The 12,183-nt window shown below is 71.5% G+C and carries 10 protein-coding genes and 1 pseudogene; 3 read left to right on the forward strand and 8 right to left on the reverse strand.

Annotation, left to right across the window (positions count from 1 at the left end):
• Nucleotides 1–280 precede the first annotated feature (280 nt).
• The gene (locus AB0M76_RS10365; protein ID WP_365952479.1) at nucleotides 281–502 is read right to left on the reverse strand and encodes a hypothetical protein; all 222 of its coding nucleotides are present in this window, start codon (nucleotides 500–502) and stop codon (nucleotides 281–283) included.
• A gap of 111 nt (nucleotides 503–613) precedes the next feature.
• Nucleotides 614–1,798, reverse strand: coding sequence for a helix-turn-helix transcriptional regulator (locus AB0M76_RS10370; RefSeq protein WP_365952480.1), 1,185 nt, complete (start codon nucleotides 1,796–1,798; stop codon nucleotides 614–616).
• Between the two features lie 269 nt (nucleotides 1,799–2,067).
• Here AB0M76_RS10370 and AB0M76_RS10375 point away from each other — a divergent pair.
• A pseudogene (locus tag AB0M76_RS10375) lies at nucleotides 2,068–2,597 on the forward strand (UTRA domain-containing protein); the annotation flags it as partial.
• 161 nt (nucleotides 2,598–2,758) lie between these two features.
• Here the strand turns inward: AB0M76_RS10375 and AB0M76_RS10380 are convergent.
• Nucleotides 2,759–3,139 carry a hypothetical protein gene (locus AB0M76_RS10380; RefSeq protein ID WP_365952481.1) on the reverse strand — a complete coding sequence of 127 codons (381 nt, stop codon included), beginning with the start codon at nucleotides 3,137–3,139 and terminating at the stop codon, nucleotides 2,759–2,761.
• A gap of 94 nt (nucleotides 3,140–3,233) precedes the next feature.
• The gene (locus tag AB0M76_RS10385) at nucleotides 3,234–4,478 is read right to left on the reverse strand and encodes a helix-turn-helix transcriptional regulator (RefSeq protein WP_365952482.1); all 1,245 of its coding nucleotides are present in this window, start codon (nucleotides 4,476–4,478) and stop codon (nucleotides 3,234–3,236) included.
• A gap of 220 nt (nucleotides 4,479–4,698) precedes the next feature.
• Here AB0M76_RS10385 and AB0M76_RS10390 point away from each other — a divergent pair, with 220 nt between their 5' ends.
• Both AB0M76_RS10390 and AB0M76_RS10395 read left to right on the forward strand, forming a co-directional pair.
• Nucleotides 4,699–5,277: an HD domain-containing protein gene (locus AB0M76_RS10390; RefSeq protein WP_365952483.1), complete on the forward strand. Its 579-nt coding sequence runs from the start codon at nucleotides 4,699–4,701 to the stop codon at nucleotides 5,275–5,277.
• Between the two features lie 398 nt (nucleotides 5,278–5,675).
• Nucleotides 5,676–6,050: a hypothetical protein gene (locus AB0M76_RS10395; protein ID WP_365952484.1), complete on the forward strand. Its 375-nt coding sequence runs from the start codon at nucleotides 5,676–5,678 to the stop codon at nucleotides 6,048–6,050.
• 183 nt (nucleotides 6,051–6,233) lie between these two features.
• On the opposite strand, the gene fxsT is transcribed toward AB0M76_RS10395, so the two are convergent.
• The 4 genes from fxsT to fxsA all read right to left on the reverse strand — a co-directional run bounded on the left by fxsT (nucleotide 6,234) and on the right by fxsA (nucleotide 12,131).
• Nucleotides 6,234–9,242, reverse strand: coding sequence for an FxSxx-COOH system tetratricopeptide repeat protein (gene fxsT, locus AB0M76_RS10400; RefSeq protein WP_365952485.1), 3,009 nt, complete (start codon nucleotides 9,240–9,242; stop codon nucleotides 6,234–6,236).
• Nucleotides 9,243–9,306: 64 nt separating this feature from the next.
• Nucleotides 9,307–10,563, reverse strand: coding sequence for an HEXXH motif domain-containing protein (locus AB0M76_RS10405; protein ID WP_365952486.1), 1,257 nt, complete (start codon nucleotides 10,561–10,563; stop codon nucleotides 9,307–9,309).
• Complete coding sequence (locus AB0M76_RS10410; RefSeq protein WP_365952487.1) at nucleotides 10,560–11,810, reverse strand: FxsB family cyclophane-forming radical SAM/SPASM peptide maturase; 1,251 nt, start codon at nucleotides 11,808–11,810, stop codon at nucleotides 10,560–10,562. Before AB0M76_RS10410 ends, AB0M76_RS10405 begins: the two co-directional genes overlap by 4 nt.
• Nucleotides 11,811–11,936: 126 nt before the next feature.
• Complete coding sequence (gene fxsA / locus AB0M76_RS10415) at nucleotides 11,937–12,131, reverse strand: FxSxx-COOH cyclophane-containing RiPP peptide (RefSeq protein ID WP_365952488.1); 195 nt, start codon at nucleotides 12,129–12,131, stop codon at nucleotides 11,937–11,939.
• Between the last annotated feature and the right edge of the window lie 52 nt (nucleotides 12,132–12,183).

Raw genomic sequence — 12,183 nt, forward strand, 5'->3', positions numbered from 1 at the left:
CCTCACCGACGGCGTCCGGCGGCCGTCTGGGGCTGGACATAGGCCGCCACAGATCGCTACACGGCTGAGGCGCCCTGGCGGCGATCAGCTCGCCACGGGCTGGTCGCTCAGCGGCGGGCTCGGAGCTCGGGGTGGTGTCTCATGATCAGCACGTTCATGTCGCTGACCCGTGAGCGGTCACGCTCCACCTGGGCCTGGAAGCGCTCAGAGACGTGAGCGGCGCACTCGGCGCAGGAGTCCGGAGGGATCGGTAACCGCGGGAACAGATCGGCGGCCTCCATCACACGGCCTCGATGTTGGCCACGGCCGTGGAGATCTCCCGGCCGGACGGACCCCGGACGTACGCCAGCTTCACCCAGTGCTCACGGACCGGCGTATCGGAGACGTCCTCCCGGACCACGGCCATCAGCTCGCCCTCGATGCCGGACGCGATGTCGCGCACCCGCTTGCGCAGCAGCGCATGAGGGACCTCCTCGAAAGGACGGGGTACTGCTTCGTGCATCACGGGTCTCACTCCCTACCTGGGCAGCTGGTCGTGAGACGAGTGTGGGAGCACGACAAGGCCCCGACTATCACGACATATTGATAGTCGGGGCCAAGGATTCGCGCAGTGCTATGTGCCCAGCCAGGACCCGTACGACAGGAAGGAGTCGGGCAGTTGGCGGCGGGCCGCCTCCAGGCCCGCGTAGGTCTCGCGGACCGTCTGGTGATACCGGGCCTGCTGCGGCGCGGACTTTCTCGCTTTCAACAGGTTCTGGAACGACGCGTCGAGGTCCCCCGTCCACATCTGCGCCCGGGCCAGCTCCGCGTAGTGGTGCGACCGACGGGACTTCGGCCAGTCGGCCGGGATCGTCACGCTGCGGCCCGTCTGCGCGGCCTGCCCGTACTCGTCGAGCTCTGCAAGCACGCTGACCCGGTGCACGGCAACGTTTGTCGGCCCGAACGCCAGCCAGTACGTACTGACTGCCTCACCCGTGCCGGAGGCGATCCGCTCTGCTTCGCCGAGGTGCCCCTCAGCGCGGCCGCCGTCCTTCGACCGGCCGGCCATCACCGCTGCGCCAAGGTGCAGCTGCCCGGTGACGACCTCCCGTTCCCGGGACGGGTCCGCCTGCGCAAGCGTGCGCAGTCCGAGCTCCACCAGGCGCTCCCCAGTGCGGTACTCGCCGTCCCTGAGGTAGGTGAGGGCACGCATGTACCGGTACATGCCGCCGAACACCGCGTCGGAGCCCCGCTCGGCCGCCCAGTCCATGCGGGCCAGAGCCAGCGCGGCGAGGTCGTAATAGCCGAGCTTGCTGGCGACGTCGTAGGAGGTGCGGTACAAGCTGGCCAGCAACAGCCACCGGTCCCGGCCCGGCGCCGCGTGGGCCGCCGTGGTGGCCTCTTGGATGAGTCCGGGGAGCTGGCCGGCGGTCCGCTTGATCTCCCCGGCTCGGACCGCGACGAGGAGGGCCTCGGCGTCGTCGGTGAGGAATTGGTGCGCTCGCGGGGGGATGTCCGGGTCGGAGCCGAGGTCGTACACATCGAGGGCCTCGCGGATCGGCCGGATCAGGACGTCCAGCTCGTCAGCACGGAGTTCGGTGGCGTACGGCTGTCCGGTGATCGTGTCGACGGACACGCGAAGGGCACGGGCCACTGCGGCGATCAGGTGCGGGCTGGCCGCGATGACGCCCTGTTCAGTCTTGGTGTAGGTGCTATACGGGACCTGGGAAAGGTCCGATACGGCCTGCTGGGTGAGGTGGCGTTCCAGGCGCAGGCGCTTCATGCGCGCGCCGGTGTGGTCGTTCGGTAGAGAGTGCATGCTGGCTCCCGTTCAGACTCGACACCTGAACGGTACCGGTACACGACAAGATCCCTGCCTGGCCGAACCCAGCCTGATCCCCCGCGGGTTGGGCTCCGATGTCCGGCACCAAGACACGGCTTCCTAGACCTCAGCATCCCGCCGTGGTCTGGCGCAGTCGGCCGTGCTGTTGGATGGTGCCGCAGGCATGAGAAGGAGACACAGCGGCTGACGACCTGTCCGCGGTAGCGCCCTTCCTCTCTGAGGCGGGCACGCACAAGCACACCCGCCGGCCCCTGCGGCGGCGCGGTATCCAGCGACAGGCGCACGAGCAGTGGGGCTCAGGCCGCTCGATCTGGTCCGCCGATTCCGAGGATCGAGAGCTGGTCGTCGATCAGATCAAAGTTACGTGAGGAAGAGGCGAACCACCGGATCTCCGACGCCCTTGCCCTGCCCACAGGGGCTCGGGTGTGCGTACGTAGCCGCCGGTTCGTGCTTGAGGGCAAACCCGTGCTCTTCGCGACGTCGTTCCTGGCGTCGGACATCGTTGCGGACTCTGCCATCACTCAGGTCGACACGGGACCCGGCGGTACGCACGCGCGACTGGCCGAGCTGGGGGCATGAGACCGTCCGCTTCCGAGAGGAAATCCGGTCCCGGATGCCTTCGGCCGACGAGGCCGAGCGGCTTTCGCTCTCCATGGGCACGCCGGTGATCCAGATCGTCCGTACCGCGTTCACCGAAGGCGGGCGGCCCATTGAGGTCAACGAGATGACTCTGGACTCCGCTTCCTACGTCCTGGAGTACGACTTCGACGCCTGATCCACGGCGAGTCGAGCCCTCGGGCAGGGTTCACCCCCCGCAGCCGTCGGCCGCCGTCCTGGCAGAGGGCGTAGCCCAGGGTTCGGGTCAGGGCGCGGAGGCCCGCGTCCTCGTGTTTCCAGGCCTTCAAGTCCTCGCGGACCGAATCGACACCAGGGCGCTCAGCGGCGGGCCCTCAGTTCGGGGTGGTGTCTCATGATCAGCACGTTCATGTCGCTGACGCGCGAGCGGTCACGCTCCACTTGGGCCTGGAAGCGCTCAGAGACGTGAGCTGCGCACTCGGCGCATGAGTCCGGAGGGACCGGCAACCGCGGGAACAGGTCTGCGGCCTCGATGTTGGCCACGGCCGTGGAGATCTCCCGGCCGGACGGGCCCCGGACGTACGCCAGCTTCACCCAGCACTCACGGACCGGCGTGTCGGAGACGTCCTCCCGGACCACAGCCATCAGCTCGCCCTCGACGCCGGACGCGATATCGCGTACCCGCTTGCGGAGCAGCGCATGAGGAACCTCCTCGAAAGGACGGGGTACTGCTTCATGCATCACGGGGTCTCACTCCCTACCGTCGTCATCGGGCGATGTGACGACGGTAGGGGCGGCCCGCTATCGGCAGGGGCGCAGTTCGTGTCCCCTGCCTTCAGGCCGTCAGCATCCCTAGCCGTGAGGCGAGTTCAGATGCTCGCCGACGGCGGGCAGGGCTCTTCGACTCGGCCTCCTCCAGAACGATCCGCTTCGCGTACCCGTTGTACTGCACGGTCTCCGGCGCAGCCTCGTGGGCCTGCGCCAGTGTTGCCAGCGCCACGTCCGGCTGCGCGTCGAGGTGGTACGCGCGGGCCTGCTCGATCCGGTGCCGGGCCCGCCGCGGCCGCGACGGGATCGCCTCCGCCTCTGCCCGCGCGGCCTGGCGCGCCGACTCCCCGCCTGCGTGCAGCTCGACGGCGACGGTGACTGCATGCGCGCCGATGACGGCCCGGGAGAAGCTCGTCACAGGGTGGAAGTACCCGCGCGGTAGCGACTCGGCCAGGGCCCGGGCGTCGTCCCAGTACCGCCACGCGGTGCCGGTCTCGCCGCGGCGGGCGGCCGTCAGCCCTGCCTCGACAGTGAGTGCCCCGGCGACCGCGCGGACGTCCGTGCCGGCGTCGGGGAGGAGCGGCTCCAGGTAGCGGAGGGTCTCCAGGGTGACGGCGTCCGCCGCGTCCAGGTGCGCACTCTCCCGGTGGGCCTGCGTGGTCAACCACGCGGCGAGGCCGATCGCGTGCGGGTCCTCGGAGTCCTGCGCAGCCATCATGCCGCGCTCCGCCACCCGCCACACCAGGGGTGCGTCCGGCTGGTAGGCGCAGAAGAACTGCGCAAGGAAGTACACCTCCGCCAACCGCGCTTGGGCCGCTTTGCGGTCGGCGACGGTCGTGGCCTGGCGGACCGCGGCCTGCGCGTCCCACACCAGATCCGGGAGCAGCGCCCCGACCACGTCGCGGTGATTCGGCGCCGAATGACGGGCCGACCACGCGCGGGCGAGGCGCGCGGTCAGGTGCGCGGCCGACGGTGCTTCTCGGCTGTCACCGAGCTGGAGCGCGTTGAGGGCTTCACGGACCGCGGCGAACCGCGGGTGCCCGGGGCCAGTGAACAAGCTGACCTGCATGGACTGGTCCCCCGTGAGGTCGGACAGGTCCCGGACGCGTAGCACCTCGGCGATGCGGAGGATGACGGGCAGGTGCGGGGTCCGCAGACGGCCCGTCTCGACGGCTTTGACCCATGACCCGGATCGCGCGAGGAGGCCGCCGAGTTGGTCGCGGGTGAGGCCGCGGCGCTGGCGGAGGATCTGCATTCTTTGCCCGAAGACCAACGGGTCTGTGTACGGGTCCGGACTAGCCTCAAGTGACATGGCGGCCTTTGCCCCTCTCCTTGCAGCTCGACACTGACAGCGTATGGGGCGGGGCCAATTCTGTGTGATCCAGAACGCACGAAAGCATCTCCCTTCCAGCCCCGTTGGCGTACCGGAGACCTCAGCGTCCACAGTCTGTGGACCCTCCTCGCGCCCCGCCTGCTGTTGGATGGCAGCACGGTCTCGACGCGTGACCGCCGAGGCGTGAGAAGGAGAGACAGTGGCTGACGATCTGTCCGCGGTCGCGCGCTTCCTCTACGAGGCGGGCACGCTCAAGCACACCCGCCGTACCGGCTGGTGGATGGCCGGTGTCAACGATCCCGAGAGCGTCGCCGAGCACTCGTGGCGTACCTCGCTCATCGCGTCGGTCATCGCGAAGCTGGAGGGCGCCGACCCCGCGCGTGCCGCGTTCCTGGCCGTCTGGCACGACACCCAGGAGACCCGTACCGGGGACGTCAACCACCTCGGGAAGAAGTACGCGCCGGCCGGCGACCCGCAGGCCGTGACCGCCGACCAGACCGCGGGCATGCCCGACGTGCTCGCCTCGGCGATCCGGGAGCTGGTCGCCGAGTACGAGGCGAAAGACTCACCCGAGGCGGTCTGCGCGCGTGACGCGGACAAGCTGGAGTGCATGCTCCAGGGCATCGAGTACAAGGCCCAGGGCTACGCGAACGCGCAGCGGTGGATCGACAACAGCCGGGCCCGGCTCACGACCGAGACGGGGCGGCGACTGGCCGACGAACTGCTCACACAAGGACCGTTGGACTGGCTGCGGAACGCCCTCGGCGAGAAGGCCTGACACCATGGATGGCCATCCGCTCACGCACTCTTGGGGCGCTCAGCCCCGGACGGCCGTCGGACGCCGTCGACGAGGAGCGCGTAGCGATTCGACGCGATCAGCGGCTCCTGATGGGCTGGTGGTCGCTGTTTCGTGCGGGTAGAACCGCCACCGACCCGGAAGCCCATGGCGATGTGCCCGGGGCGGCCGATGATCTTACCGATTTCTGACGTCCCCTCTTGGGACGCCCACAACTCCCCTGCTGCCTCTAGCGTGTTCGTACATCCCCGAGTGCGACCGGTCGGCGCAAACCGCACCCGATTCCGGTTCGACTCCGGGGAAGCCGATTCGCCTGTCACGCACTCACAGGCCAGTCCGTTCACATATCGCAGCAGAGAATTACTACAACTGGAGGAAACATGTCTCGAACCGTCAAGCGGACCACCAGGCTGGCAACGGTCGCCGGGATGGTGGCAGCTGTCAGCGCGGGAATGATCGTGACCGCACCTGCGAGCCAGGCGGCACCGGTCGCGGCCTTCCGCCTCAGCAACTTCTCGGCGACCATCGCGAACATCTGCGTCCACACGGACGTCGCAACGAAGTGCTCGGGAAACATAGCGGCAGGAAAGAGCGAGGTTTACAAGGTGGAGTACAAGGGGCCGCGCAGCTGGTACTGCACTTCGACCGCGAAAGGACTGACCGGCACCGCCAGCACTCCGTATTTCAGCCGGGACGACGTCAAGGAATGCGCGGAGGTCGGCAACATTTTCGGTGCCAGCATCATGCTCAAGTGACCGTCACCGGGAGTTCCGAAAATTCCCTCCGCCTCATATTACGGCTGAGCGATCCGGAGAACTCTAGCGCCGTCGTCACATCGAACGACGGCTGAGAGTCCCGCCGGAGCCCGGTCTCATGGACACCGCCACCACGAGACCGGGCTCCGGACGCAACGCGGGCGTACCACGTCCGCCGCCGGGCTACGGCTGCGGCTCGAAGTCCCAGTACGGGCGGTTCTGCTGGCGGGCCGAGACCGTGTGGACGTGTTGGGGGCCCAGGGTGCGGGTCAGGGCCTTGAGGCCGGCGTCCTCGTGTTTCTGGGCCTCCGCGTCCTCGCGGACCGAGCGGAGGTCGGCGGCCAGGGCGATCTGGGCGCTCAGGGTCATCGGGTGGTCCGGGCCCAGGACCTGCTCGCAGCCGCGGAGGTTCTCCCGGCTCAGGTCCAGGGCATCCGCGAGGCGGCCCGTGATGTTGCGGTGGCCCGTGGCGTTGAGGGCGCAGCCAAGGGTCCACGGGTGGCGGTCCCCGACCGCGCCGCGCATGCCGACCAGGGCCTGCTCCGCCAGGTTCAGCGCCTCGACCCGTTCGCCCTGCGCGCGCAGCACCAGCCCGAGGTTGCCGACCGTGCCGATGCTGTACGGGTGGGCCAGCCCCAGCTGCGCCTGGTAGCCCCGGACGACCTCCTCCGAGATCCGGCGGGCCTCGCCGATGTCCCCGTACTCCCGCAGGTACGTCGCGTAGTCCGAGGCCACCATCAGCGTCCACGGGAACTCCGCGCCGAACACCCGCGTGGAGCGCTCCAGGACGCTGCGCAGCCGGGCCCCGGCGCCGGGGATGTCCCCGGAGCGGCGCAGGCACATGCCGAGGTTGTGCTCGGCGCGCAGGGTCTGGGGGTGGTTGGGGCCCAGCACCTGGGAGTTGAGCTTGAGGCCCTGTTCCTGCCGGGCGAGGGCCTCCCGGTAGCGGCCCATCAGCCGCAGCCCCATCGCGCAGCCGATGCCGGAGGAGAGCGTCGCGATGTGCCGTACGCGCAGTACCCGCTCGCGCCGCCGCAGGGTGTCGAGGTCGGCTTCGTACGCCTCCTGGTAGCGGCCCAGCAGCCGCAGCGCGACGGCGACGTTGTTCTCGGCGTTCAACGTCGTGGAGTCGTCCTCGCCGAGCAGCTCGCGGTAGCGCGCGAAGGCGTGTTCCAGGAGCTCCCGGGCCTGGTCGAACTTGGCCGTGCCGAGCAGCACCCCGGCGTACGTGCTGGTGGCGCGCAGGGTCTCCAGGTCACGGTCGCCCCGCTCGGCCAGCAGCCGGTCGGCGACCGATTTGGCGAGGGTCTCGGCGCGCTTGAAGTGGCCGAGCATCCGCAGGGCGCCGCCGTAGTGGTAGCTGAGCTCGCGGACCTGGTCGTGGTCGTCGCCGAGCGTCGTGCGCCACACGGCGTCGGTCTGCTCGGCGAGCCGCAGGCAGGTGCGGTACTCCCCGGCGAGGATCAGGTAGCGCAGGCAGTGCAGCAGGAAGGTCTGGATCCGCGGGTTGCTGCTGGTCAGGACACCGGCGGTCTCCAGGTGCGGGATCAGCTCGGCGTAGCGGGGCCACAGCCGGGAGTCGGAGGGCCGGCCCGGGTCGGCGGCGGCGAGGACTTGCCGGACGGCGCGGGAGAGCGGTTCGGCCTCGTCCTCGGAGAGGTCCTCGCGGACGATCCCGTGCACCATGCGGTGCAGTTGTACGGTCTCCAGCCCGCCGCCGCCCTCCTCCACGGACAGGTCGGAGTACTCGAGGCGGACGACGGAGAACTGGACGAGCTTGTTCAGGGCGGCGTTCCACCGGATCTGGTCGTTGATCAGCCCGGCGAGCTGCTCGGGCACGTCGGCGGCGGGGAACTCGCGCAGCAGCCGCAGCGGCACCGGCCCGGGGGCGAAGAACACGAACAGCCGCAGCAGGGAGAGCGCGTCGGGGAAGTTCTCCCGGACGTTGTTCAGCAGTATCGCGAGGGCGGTCGGGAAGGGCAGCGGGTAGTCGTCGGAGACGGTGACGGCCTCCCGGGAGTCCAGTCTGCGCTGGAGCAGGGCCAGGTAGTCGCCGACCGTCAGCGGGGAGTCGGCGAGCCAGCCGGCGGTCTGGTCGAGGGCGAGGGGGTAGTCCTCCAGGGCCTCGGCGAGCTGGTCGGCCTCGTCGCCGGTGAGCCGGCGGGCCCGGCGGCGGATGAAGGTGACGGACTCGGGCCGGGCGTACAGCGGGACTTCGATGAGGCTGGTGTGCCGGGAGGCCCATTCGCGGTTGCGGGAGGTGATGATGACGTCGCCCGCGCCCGACGGCAGCAGGTCGGTGAGGTCGTCGGGGTTGTCGCAGCCGTCGAAGACCACCAGCCAGCGGCTGTAGGGGGATCCGCGGCGCAGCGCCTCCAGGACGGCCCGGATCTGCTCGCCGTAGCTGCCGGCGCCGCGCGGCAGGCCCATCGCGGGGGCCAGGTCGGCGAGCCGCTCGCGCAGGGTGGGCCGGTCCTCGGCGGGGACCCACCACACGACGTCGTACTCGGAGGCGAAGCGGTACGCGTACTCGGTGGCGACCTGGGTCTTGCCCACCCCGGACAGCCCGAGCAGGGTGACGGTCGAGGCGCCGGGCGGGGCGTCGGCGAGGGCGGTGCGCAGCCTGCCGATGACGTCGTTGCGGCCGGTGAAGCGCGGGTTGCGGCGCGGGACCCGGCCCCAGATCTCGGGCGGGTCGTTGGGGAACCGGGGGCCGCGGCGGCCGGTCTCGGTGCCGATCCGGTCGGTGGGCAGCTCGAGCCGGCGCAGGACCCGGTACTCCGCCTCGTACGCGTCCAGCCCCCACAGGTCGGTCTTCTCCAGCACGGCGGCGGCGCTGGGCAGCGGCGCGTCGGTGAGGCAGACGGCAGCGAACCGGTCGGGGTGGTGGTCGGTGACGGTGCGCAGGGCGGTGTTCCACTCCTCGTCGGTGTGGGTGCCTGCGGAGAAGTAGCGCTCGCTGAGGATGAGCAGGACCCGGCTGCCGCTGCGGGCCAGGTCGTCGAGGGCGGGGGCGAGGCCGGGGCTGGACTGCGGGTCCCAGCGCGCGAGGGCGACCCGGTGGCCGTGCTCCTCGAGGCGGTGGGCGATCCACACGGCCCAGGGCCGGTTGAACCCCGCGAAGCTGATGACGAAGCGCTGCGGCTGCGCAGCTCCGTCGCGGTCTCGGTCCTGCCGAAGTCCGGTGGTCATGCGGCCGTCTCCCTGGAATCCGGGCGGTGGACGGGGTTGAAACGGTAGCGCAGCGGACGGTCCGTCACCCCTGTGCGAACGGGGCGAGTTCGGGGTGCTGCACGCACCAGGCGCGGCGTTCCCGGTCGACGGCGCGGCGGGCGACGGCGTGCTGGTCCCCCGGCGGCGGCAGGTCGTCCATGGCCCGTTCTGCTGCGGCCATGGCGGCGGTGAACTCCCGCCCGACGGTGGTGAGTTGCGGGTGCCGGTGGACTACGGGGAGGACGGCGGCGACCTGGGCGCGGATCCGGGCGTGCTGGGCCCAGGCGCCGCGGGCGCCGTAGAGGGCGGCGCGCTGCCAGTACCCGGCCAGGGCCAGGTGGGCGTACGCGCCGTGCAGGAGTCCCTCGAGCGGGCGGGGGTCGCTGCGCCAGGGGGCCCAGTGCCGGGGAGTGCGGTCGGCGGTGTGCAGGGTCAGGACGTCGGCGAGGGCGGTGAGCTTGCCGTGCTGGACCTCGTGGACGAGGGTCGCGGCGAGCGCGGGCGGGGCCTGGGTGCGGGCGAGCACGGATCCGGCGGCAGCGGGCAGGGTGGCGCCGCTGGAGCGGGAGCCGCCGCCCAGCGGGACGACGGAGCGCAGCAGCAGGCCGATCTCCTCGGCGCGGGCGGTGTCGTACCGGTCGAGCAGGGTGAGCGCGCCGGACCACTGGGTGTCCCAGCGTTTGTGGCCCTTGGGGGTGAGCCGGCGGGCGGGGCGCACCGGCGCCGGGTGGGCGGGGCCGGGGGCCCGGTAGGGGTCGAGGTCGTCGAGGGCGGTGCGGCCGCCGGGCAGGGTGTGCAGGGCGAGGGTGGCGGGGTCGTCGGGGTCCCAGGAGCACTCGGTGAGGGCGAGCGGGCCGGGCCGGGCGGGGCGCAGCAGCCCGAGGGTGGGCAGGACGAGCCGGCCGTGGACGGGCCGCAGGGTGGCCTTGAAGGCGATCCCGGAGCGCAGGGCCGCGGCGACGGCGAGGGCGCCGAGGTGCCCGAGGTCGGCCGGGGGCCCGTACGGGGCGTGCAGCCGGCGCAGGGTCTCCTCGGCCCACACCCCGGTGGCCGGGTAGTGCAGTACGTCGCGGACGGCGTCGGGGGCGTGCCGTTCGGCCTCCTCCAGCAGGGCCCAGTGCTCGGCGGCCTCCCCGGCCCGCCCGCCGGGGGCGGCGTCGAGCACTCCGCGCAGCAGGACGAGCCGCTTGGAGCGGCGGATGTCGCGGACCAGGCGGGTGCCGCCGGGGGAGGGCTCGGTGGAGGCGAGGGCGCTCAGGGTGGCCGAGGTGACGGCGAACCCGGTCAGGGGGGCGCTCATGAGGCGGCCGCCCGGGGGGCCGCTGTGGCCCGGTGGAGGGCGGCGGCGATGTGGCGGATGACGACCTGGAGGTCGGCGCAGTACACGGAGGGCTGGCGGAAGCCCTCGCCGGCGCGGTAGCGGTGCGGGTAGTGGCCACCGCCGCAGACCTCGACGAGCTCGCACGGGCGGCAGCCGTCGGCGAGCGCCTCCCGGCCGAGCTGGCGGGCGGCGAGCCCGGGGTGGTCGAGGAACGCGTCGAAGCTGTGGTGCTCCAGGGTCATTCCGGTGGCGGCGGCGCCCTCGTAGGCGGATTTGAGCGAGTCGGCCTGCTCGATGGCGCCGTCGGTCTCGATCACGGCGGTGGTGGCGGGGGCGAGACCGAGGGTCTCGGTGGCGGCGGGCAGTCCGAGCAGCAGGGCGATGATCTCCTCGAAGATCCGGATCCGGGTCCGCAGCACCGCGTCGTGCCACCAGCGTTCGAAGACGGCGAGGAGCCAGTCGGCGTACGGGGTGCCGGGCGGGTGGTGGCCGGGCGGCGGGGTGCTCCAGTTGGCCAGCGGCAGCAGCAGTCCGATGACCGGCGGGGCGAAGGCGAGCAGGGACTCGTACGTCTCCACCGGGTCCTGGTCGAGGTCGACGACGCAGAGCACCCCGGCGTAGCTCTCGGGGTGCCGGGCCAGGAGGCGCAGGCCCCGGGCAGCGGCGCCGAACCCGGGGCGCCCGGTGTGGTCCACGCGGCGCGTGTTGTGCGCGGGCAGACCGCCGTCGAGGCTGACGCCGATGCGTATGCCGGCGGCGGCGAGCGCCGCGAGCCGGCTGCGGGTGAGCAGGGTCCCGTTGGTCTGGACGGTGGCGGTGACCCGGGTCCGCGGCGAGGTCCGGGCGAGGGCGGCCCGTACGGCGTCGACGGGGGCGGCGAGTTCGGCGGGGGCGGTGAGCAGGGGTTCGCCGCCGTGCAGGACGAGGTCGACGCGGGCCAGGTCGTGGGCGGCGGCGTGCTCGGCGATGCGGTCGGCGGCGCGGGCGGTGGTGGCCGGGGACATCGCGGCCGGCTGGCCGCGCCAGCCCTGGTCGGCCATCTCGTACACGTAGCAGTAGGTGCAGGCGAGGTTGCAGCGGCTGCGGGTCTTGAGCACGAACTGCCGTATCGGGTGCGGCCGGTGGCCTGCGGCGCGCAGCGCGGGCACGTCGAGCCGGGCGTACGGCCACGGCGCGTTGATCCGATGGGAGGGCAGCACGACATCGCTCGTGTTGGTCTGCCTCATCGTTCGTACCTCCCGCGCCGCGGACGGTGCATCCCTGCCCGGCGGACGGCACCGGCTAACGGCGGAAACGGGTCAACTGTGGCTGCTCTGCGTATCCTTGGGAATGCGGTGCGTGAGCGGACCGCGTCAGGCCACTCCGGAGTCGAACGCGTTGAGGATCTCGGCGGGGTGGGTGACCCGCTCCACCATGCCTTCGATGACCCGGGCGAACACGGGATGGTCGATCCCGCGCAGTGCGGCCAGGTCGAGGCCGGAGAGGTCCGGTAACTGCCCGGAACATGCGGAGCCCGTCGTTTCCGCTTCCTGCTGCCGAGTCACCATGGGCTGCCCGTCCCCCTGTTGAGTCGCATGTCTGATGGTCCACTACCCAAAT

This window comes from Streptomyces sp. NPDC051364 (assembly GCF_040682115.1).
Classification (GTDB): domain Bacteria; phylum Actinomycetota; class Actinomycetes; order Streptomycetales; family Streptomycetaceae; genus Streptomyces.